Origin of the sequence: Sandarakinorhabdus rubra (assembly GCF_010994245.1) — a bacterium.
GTDB lineage: Bacteria > Pseudomonadota > Alphaproteobacteria > Sphingomonadales > Sphingomonadaceae > Sandarakinorhabdus > Sandarakinorhabdus rubra.
In genome coordinates, this window is sequence record NZ_WMHO01000138.1 from 1 (window position 1) to 7275 (window position 7275).

Below are 7275 nucleotides of genomic sequence, written 5' to 3' on the forward strand. Positions count from 1 at the left end.
GGCTGGCGCTGCCGCTGATCGTGGCCGTGGCGGACGGCGCCGCGCCGTCGGCCTGGCTTGATCGCGCCGATGGCTTTGTGCTGCCGGGTGACGATGCGGCGGCGATTGGCCATGTCGCGCGCCGCGTGATGACCGGCAGTGTGGCCGGGGTGGCCGACACTGGCACCACCAGCCAGCAGATTCAGGCCCTGTCCGAACAGGCGCGGCGCATTGCCGACCAGCTGGCGGCGCTGGCGGAAGCCGCCGAGGCCGACGCGCCGATGGCGATCGATGCGACGCTGGTGCGCCGTCTGATCCGCCTGCGCCGCGATCGCGATCGGCATTTTCCGGCCGAGCTGTTCGCTGATCCGGCGTGGGACATGCTGCTCGATCTCGCCGCCGCGCGGCTGGAGGGCAGCGATGTCACCGTCTCGTCGCTGTGCGTGGCCGCCGCCGTGCCCACCACAACGGCGCTGCGCTGGGTGCGCAGCCTGTCGGACGCCGGCCTGTTCGAGCGCCGCACCGATCCCGCCGATGCCCGCCGCGCCTTTATTGCACTGTCCGATCCGGCGTTCGACGCGGTGGCCGGCTGGCTTAGGCGCTTTGCCCGGGTATTCCAGGCGCGCTGATCAGTTGACTCCGCCGACACGGACGAATGCGTCGCCGGCGCCGAGCGGCGGGATCTTCGCGGTTTCCAGCAAGGTGAGCACCGGCGCGAGGCTGCGGTCTGGCGCTTCCTCCATCGGGATATGGCCGATCCCATCGAGGATGGTGACACGGGCGTTGGGCAGTTGCCGGCTGAACCAGCCGGCCACCGAGACGGGAATCAGCCGGTCTTCGGCGCCCCACAGGATGAGGGTAGGAACGCTAACCCCCGGCAGCTTCGCCGCTTCGCCATCATCGCCCTCAAACTGGCCGAAGCGCTGCACCGTCGCACGACGGTTGCCGGGATAGAGCAGCAATTCCCAGTACCGGTCGATCATTGCCGGTGTGGCGATGGACTGGTTGCTCACCGATTGCTTGAAGCTCTGCTCGATCAGGCTGCGCGGGGTGACGGTCGCCAGCAGGTCGCGGGCGACGGGAATGCGCGCCAGCCGGAAGCCCAGTGGTGGCGGGGAGTCCTTCGGCATCGGCTGGCCACTGGCATCAACGAGGATCAGCGCCGCCAGCCGATCCGGGTGGGCCACCGCATAGCGCCAGGCGACGCCGCCGCCCATCGAATTGCCGCCCAGCGCAAAGCGCTGAAGCCGCAGCCGGTCCACCAGCTGTTCGACAATGCCGACATAGGCGGCATTGGTGTAGAGGCCCTGCGGCGTCGGGCCGGACAGGCCGTGCGCCGGCAGATCAAGGGTGACGACGCGATAGCCCCTGGCCGTCAGCCGCTCCACCCACGGCTCCCAGTTGTGCAGCGAGCCATTGGAGCCGTGTACCAACACCACCGGGAAACCTTCGCGCGGGCCCTCATCGCGGACATGGATGATAGTGCCCGGCGACAGCTCGACGAACTGGCTGGCGGCACTGGCATATTTGGCCCTGAGGCGCTCCACCGGGATGTCGGGCGTGGCGAACACCACCCACAACAGGGCGATCAGCCCGGTGACCACCGCCAGCCCATAGCCCAGCCCGCGCCAGAAGCTGCGCCGCTTGCGCTCTTTCAGCGAGGAGCGGGCCATTACAGCGCTTCGATGCGGACGGGCAGGCCATCTTTGGGCTTCGGGATGGGGAACATGGTGAAGTCGCTCTCCACGCTGCCCAGCGGCTTTTCCGCCACGATGCGGTGGCCTTCCAGCAGAGCGAAGAAGAACATCTTCACCTGCATGTAGGCGAAATGCTGGCCCAGGCACATGTGGGCGCCGCCGCCGAACGGCACCCAGGCATATTTGTGGCGGCCGCGGCTGTTTTCCGGCGTGAAGCGGGTGGGGTCGAAACGCTCCGGGTCCGGCCAGTATTCGGGCAGCCGGTGGCTCATCATCTGGTTGACGCCCACCATGGTGCCGGCCGGAATCTGGTGGTTGCCGATGCTGAAGTCGCGCAGCACGCGGCGCGGCATGGCCGGTACCGGCGGTATCAGCCGCAGGGCTTCCTTGAACACCATGTCGGTCACCGCCATGTCGCCCAGCGTCTCGTACGACAGGGCGCCGTGGCGTGCCCTGATGTCTGCGATCTCCGCGCGGATCCTGTCCTGCCATTCCGGATGCCTGGCAAGGCACCAGACGATGCTGCTGATCGACGATGTGGTGGTATCGTGCGCCGCCATCATCAGGAAGTTCATGTGATCGATGATGTCCTGCTCGCCCAGCAACTGCTCATTCTCGTCGCGGGCGTTGCAGACCTGGGTGAAGATGTCGTTGCCGTCATGGCCCCGGCGCTTGGGGATCTCGCGGGCGAAATAGGCGCTCATGAAGGCGCGGCCATCCACCCCGCGCTTCATCTTGGTGAAGGGCAGCGGCTTTCTGACCACCGCCACCGAGGCCGCCACCATGTCGCAGAATGCCTTGTTGATGCGATTGGCTTCCGGCCCCCACGGCACGCCCAGGAAGCTGGTGGCGGCCAGATCAAGGGTGAGCGCCTTGATCGAGGGGTAGAAATTCAGCTTCTGGCCCTTCGGCCACTTGGCGAGGCCACGCGCGATGCCGGCATCAAGCTGGGCGAAATAATGGCGCATCGGCTCGGTCTTGAAGGCCACCGACAGGGTCTTTCGATGGATGCGATGCTCCTCGAAATCCATCAGCATCAGGCCGCGCGGGAACAGCAGCTCCAGCACCGGGTTCCAGCCCAGTTCGCTGGAGAAGATCTTGTCCTTGTTGAACAGCACCAGCTCGTTGGCTTCGGGGCCGACCAGCGTCACGCCCCAGCCGCCGAAATCCTGCCGGCGGAACACCAGTCCATGGGTTTCCACCAGGGTGCGGCTGGCGCCAAGCGGATTGGCAATGAACTTCAGGGTGCGCAGCAGCGGCGATCGGGCGGGCAACTGGCCGGGCAGATGGGCCAGCGCGGCATAGCCGGGCAGCGGCAGGTCGGCGGGGACGAAATCGCTGTTGGCGACGGGGGCATTCATTGGCGCAGACCTCTCCCTTGCTGCGGAGATGAGATACGCATTGTTGCGGGTGGCGGCAATGGTGGGGGTGTCGCGGGGGTATGCGGCCCGGCCCACCCCGGGCTCCTCGCGCAAGCGGGAGGGTCCAGGCGTGGGGAAGGGCGACATTCCTGCCCCTTTCGCCGGCCGGCCATGCCGGCTAACAGCGCAGGCGTGACGCACCACTTTGATCTCGTGCTGGCCGGCGGCGGGCTGGCCAACGGCCTGATCGCCCTGCGGTTGGCCGAGCTGCGCCCGGACCTGAAGGTCGCCATCGTCGAGGCCGGGCCGACGATCGGCGGCGATCACACCTGGTCCAGCTTCGGGCTCGACATCAACGAGGAACAGCGGCGCTGGACCCAGCCGCTGTTTGCCCATCGCTGGGACTGTTATTCGGTGCGCTTCCCGCGCCACGCCCGCACGCTGAATGTCGGCTATGGCAGCAGCAATTCCGACATGCTGGCCGCCGCCGTCGCGCGCGCGTTGCCTCCCGAGCATATCATCACCGGGGTGCCGGTGGTGGCGCTGTCACCCACCAGCGTGACACTGGCCGACCAGCGGGTGCTCACCTGCAGCGCGGTGATCGACGGGCGTGGCCAGAAGAAGACCGGTACACTGGACCTCAGGTGGCAGAAATTCCTCGGCCAGGAGGTCGAGCTGGCGCAGGACCATGGCCTGGCCGGCCCGATCATCATGGATGCGACGGTGCCGCAGGCCGATGGCTATCGCTTTGTCTACACGCTGCCCTATGGCCCGCGTCACGTGCTGATCGAGGACACTTATTTTTCCGACGGCCGCGATCTGGCGCCCGAACTGTTGCGTCGGCACATCGCGGATTATGCCCAGGTGCAGGGCTGGCAGATCACCCGCGTCATCCGCGAGGAGGCCGGCATCCTGCCGCTGGCGATCGGCGGCGACATCGGCGCCTTCCTCGATGAAGGCACGCCCGGCGTTGCCCGCGTCGGGCTGGCGGCCGGGCTGTTCCATCCGGTGACCGGCTATAGTTTTCCCGATGCGGTGCGCATGGCCGACATGGTGGCCGGCCTGCCCAGCTTCGATGCCGCGACCATCCACCGCGCCTGCCGCGACCATGCGGTGCGTGTGTGGAACAGCCGGGGCATGTATCGCATCCTCAATCGCATGCTGTTTCTGGCCGCGCAGGACGAGGAACGGCGCACGATTCTCGAGCGTTTCTATGAACATCCGGATGATCTGGTGGGCCGGCTCTATGCCGCCGACAATCGCTGGAACGATTGGCCGAAGGTGTTTTCGGGCCGGCCGCCCATCCCGCCGCTGCGGGCGCTGGGCACGCTGGTCAAATATGAACTGGGGATCAGATGACGACTGCTGCAGTGATTGGTTCGGGGTTTGGCGGCCTGGCATTGGCCATCCGCCTGCAATCGGCCGGCATCCAGACCACGTTGATCGAAGCCCGCGACAAGCCGGGTGGCCGTGCCTATGTGTTTGAAGATGATGGCTTCAAGTTCGATGCCGGCCCAACGGTCATCACCGATCCCACCTGCCTGGAAGAATTGTTCGAACTGTCGGGCCGCAAGCTCAGCGATTATGTCGAGCTGATCTCGGTCGCGCCCTTCTACCGCCTGCTATGGGAAGATGGATCGGTGTTCGATTATTCGAACGACGAAGCCCAGCTGTTCAAGCAGATCGAGGCTTTCAACCCCGACGACGTGGCGGGCTACAAGAAATTCCTCGAATTTTCCGACAACGTGTTTCGGGAAGGCTATCAGAAGCTCGGCCACGAAGCCTTCCTCGACTTCAAGTCGATGTTGAAGGCCGCGCCGCAGCTGATGCGTTATGAAGCGTTCCGCTCGGTCTATTCGATGGTGGCGCGCCACATCAAGGATGATCGCCTGCGCCAGGCCTTCAGCTTCCACACGCTGCTGGTGGGCGGCAACCCGTTCAAGACGTCGAGCGTCTATGCCCTCATCCATGCCCTTGAGAAGAAATGGGGCGTCTGGTTCCCGCGCGGTGGCACCCACGCGCTGGTGCGTGGGATGGTCAAGCTGTTCGAGGATATCGGCGGCCAGGTCCGCATGGGCAGCAAGGTGGAAGCCATCATGGCCGACAGCGGCCGCGTTACCGGCGTGCGCTGCGCCGATGGCTGGTCGGGCCGCTTTGATGCGGTCGTCTCCAACGGCGACGTGGTGAACACCTACAAGGAACTGCTCAGCGCCCATCCGCGCGGGGCCGAAATGGCCACCAGGATGATGCGCCGCAGCTTCTCTCCGTCGCTGTTCGTGACCTATTTCGGCCTGAAGGGCGAACGCCCCGACGTGAAGCACCACACCATCCTGTTCGGCCACCGCTACAAGGGGCTGCTCGATGAAATCTACAAGGGCGGCGCGCTGCCCGACGATTTCTCGCTCTACCTGCACCATCCCACCGCGACCGATCCGGCCATGGCGCCTCCCGGCCACAGCGCCTTCTATGTGCTGTCGCCGGTACCGCACCTGGGCAAGCTGGACATCGACTGGGAGAAGGAAGCGCCGCGCTATGCCGACTCCATCCTCGATGCACTGGAACGCCGATGCATCCCCAACCTGAAGCGTGACCTGGTGACGATGCGCACCTGGACACCCAAGGATTTCGAAACCGTGCTGGGCGCCCACCACGGCAGTGCCTTCAGCCTGGAGCCGGTGCTGTGGCAATCGGCTTATTTCCGCACCCACAACCGCGATGACGTGCTGGCCAATCTCTATTTCGTCGGGGCCGGCACGCACCCCGGCGCCGGCATTCCCGGCGTGGTGGGCAGCGCCAAGGCGACGGGCAAGCTGATGATCGAGGATCTGCTGGCCAAACAGGCGGCCTGACCCGGGCGCCCGCCCGCCGGAATTGAGTTTGCAGATTGAACGCGCCGGCCCCCCTGGAGCCGGCGCGTCTTTCTTGTGCCTGAACCCGCCCGGAGCGGAGGCGGCGCCAGCGAAATAGATACGAAAATTGGCGGTCCCTACGTGATTGACACGAAAGGCACCTGGGTTACCTTTGGTTTATCAATCAAGGGGTCGCCGGGCGATTGAGGGATCGCAAGTCGGGGCAGCAGCGCTGCCTCGACCGATGTCTGCTGGGGGAGCGCCATGAGCCACGAGAGCGTGAAGGTCATTCAAGCCGCCGCCGGCACATCGCGTACCGTGCGAAGGGTCGCGGCGGCACTGCTGCTCAACAACGCGGCCCTGATGGCGCCGGCGGTGCTGGCGGTGATCGCCACGGCGGCGGCAACGCCAGCCCGGGCGGCCATCCCGGTTTACAATGTCGGGGATTCCATCTTCAACCCGGTGACCGCGCAGGTCGAAACCGTGACCGGCATCCTGGGCCCAGCGTCGGTGTCCACCAGTGGCGGCTTTGCCATCCTGACGGCGCAGACGGTGAACGACCAGTTCGTCGGCATCGATGGCGCCACCTACCGGGTGACGGCGGTGACCACGCAAACCATCAACAGCGTGGTGCGCGTCGTTTCGGTCACCCTGCTCAATGTCTCTGCCGGCACCTCGGCATCGCAGGGCGTGGCTCTCAACTTCACGCCCGCCACCAGCGGCACCGGCAGCACGCCGATCAACATCATGGTGCCTGACGGCAACAGCAACATCGTCTTCCTGGGCGGTCGCGGCGGCAATGGCGGCAACGGCAGCGATGGTGCTGTCGTCGTGCCGGCCGGCAATGGCGGCGCCGGCGGCGTTGGCCCCACCGTGATCGATACCATTTCCGGCACGGTCACCACCGAAGCCATTTCCGGCGTACCGGCGGGCATCAACATCTTCAGCATCGGCGGCAATGGCGGGCGCGGCGGCGATTCCTATGCCAACCTTGCCGGCGGTGGCGGCTCCGGCGGTGCGGCCGGCAATGGCGGGCCGATCAACGTCACCATCACCTCGGGCCGCACGGTGACCACGTCGAACGGGATCATCGGCATCTTCGCGCAGAGCGTGGCAGGCACCGGCGGCAGCGGCGGCAGCGGTTTCGTGACGACGGGTGGCGGCGGTGGCGGCGGCAGCGCCGCGGCCGGCGGTTCCGTGGTGCTGAACAGCGCGGCGACGGTGAACACCACGGGCGACGGCGGGCATGGCATTCTTGCGCAATCGATGGGCGGCGGCGGCGGCAGCGGCGGCAGCAGCTATGTCTCGGTCACCGGTGCCGGCGGCGGCAGCTTCGGCGGCGATGGCGGCACCGTCACCGTCACCCACAGCGGCCGCGTGCAGACCAGC

The 7275-nt window shown here is 66.4% G+C and carries 4 protein-coding genes and 2 pseudogenes; 4 read left to right on the forward strand and 2 right to left on the reverse strand.

Annotation, left to right across the window (positions count from 1 at the left end; all coding sequences use genetic code 11):
• Window positions 1-608, forward strand: a pseudogene (locus tag GJV64_RS09440) (MarR family transcriptional regulator); the annotation flags it as partial.
• Here the strand turns inward: GJV64_RS09440 and GJV64_RS09445 are convergent.
• The gene (locus GJV64_RS09445; protein ID WP_164156995.1) at window positions 609-1652 is read right to left on the reverse strand and encodes an alpha/beta fold hydrolase; all 1044 of its coding nucleotides are present in this window, start codon (window positions 1650-1652) and stop codon (window positions 609-611) included.
• Window positions 1652-3037, reverse strand: coding sequence for a cytochrome P450 (locus GJV64_RS09450; protein WP_164156996.1), 1386 nt, complete (start codon window positions 3035-3037; stop codon window positions 1652-1654). Before GJV64_RS09450 ends, GJV64_RS09445 begins: the two co-directional genes overlap by 1 nt.
• A gap of 192 nt (window positions 3038-3229) precedes the next feature.
• Between GJV64_RS09450 and crtY the strand changes: the two genes are divergently transcribed.
• From crtY to GJV64_RS15700, 3 genes and pseudogenes are all read left to right on the forward strand, one after another.
• A complete protein-coding gene (gene crtY, locus GJV64_RS09455) occupies window positions 3230-4396 on the forward strand; it encodes a lycopene beta-cyclase CrtY (RefSeq protein WP_205599579.1) in 1167 nt (388 codons plus the stop codon).
• Complete coding sequence (locus tag GJV64_RS09460) at window positions 4393-5886, forward strand: phytoene desaturase (RefSeq protein ID WP_164156998.1); 1494 nt, start codon at window positions 4393-4395, stop codon at window positions 5884-5886. Before crtY ends, GJV64_RS09460 begins: the two co-directional genes overlap by 4 nt.
• Before the next feature lie 264 nt (window positions 5887-6150).
• A pseudogene (locus GJV64_RS15700) lies at window positions 6151-7275 on the forward strand (hypothetical protein); the annotation flags it as partial.

Coding starts and splice junctions, on each gene's coding strand:
- GJV64_RS09460 (WP_164156998.1), top strand. CDS start 4,393: ATGACGACTGCTGCAGTGATTGGTTCGGGGTTTGGCGGCCTGGCATTG.
- GJV64_RS09445 (WP_164156995.1), bottom strand. CDS start 1,652: ATGGCCCGCTCCTCGCTGAAAGAGCGCAAGCGGCGCAGCTTCTGGCGC.
- GJV64_RS09450 (WP_164156996.1), bottom strand. CDS start 3,037: ATGAATGCCCCCGTCGCCAACAGCGATTTCGTCCCCGCCGACCTGCCG.